1 protein-coding gene is annotated in these 705 nt (G+C 43.3%); it reads right to left on the bottom strand.

The features are described from left to right. Positions 1-216 precede the first annotated feature (216 nt). Positions 217-705: GTP cyclohydrolase I FolE (gene folE / locus GMD6S_RS11575; RefSeq protein WP_000305087.1), on the bottom strand; the 489-nt coding region annotated here is incomplete at its 5' end.

The following is a 705-nucleotide window of genomic DNA, read 5'->3' as shown; positions in this document are numbered from 1 at the left end:
TAGGGAAAAGACCATGATAGGCAAAAATTTCCAAATCTTTAATCTGCAGTTGATCCATAACTTGTCCTTTCTAGAAAAATCCGCATGAAGCGGATTCTTTTTATACTCAATGAAAATCAAAGTGCAAACTAGGAAGCTAGCCGCAGGCTGCTCAAAACACCGTTTTGAGGTTGCAGATGGAAGCTGACGTGGTTTGAATTTGATTTTCGAAGAGTATTATAGTCCCATTAAACGATAAGCCTGGTCTCGGAGGTCTTTATCTGTTTCAAATACACCTCGCGCTACTGTCGTCAAAGTCGCAGTACCTGGTTTTCTGACACCACGCATGCTCATACACATATGCTCGGCCTCAATGACAACAAAGGCTCCTTTAGCCCCCAGATAGTCCATCAAGGCATCGGCCACTTCAATATTTAACCGTTCTTGAATCTGTGGTTTTTTAGAATAAATTTCAACCGTACGGGCTAGCTTAGACAAGCCTGCCACCCGACCATCTGGAATATAGGCAATGTGCGCTCTCCCATAAAAAGGCAAGAAGTGGTGTTCACACATAGTGTGGAAAAAAATATCCTTTTCCACTACCATATTATCATCAATAATCTCAAAGGATTTTGACAGGTGTTCCTCAGCAGTTTGGCCAAGGCCTGAAAAAATCTCTTGGTACATACGGGCTACACGAGCAGGTGTTTCCTGCAAGCCCTCGCG

The organism is Streptococcus sp. GMD6S, from assembly GCF_000297015.1.
Note: the sequence above shows the minus strand (reverse complement) of the source record. Positions and strands in the feature narration are given on the sequence as shown.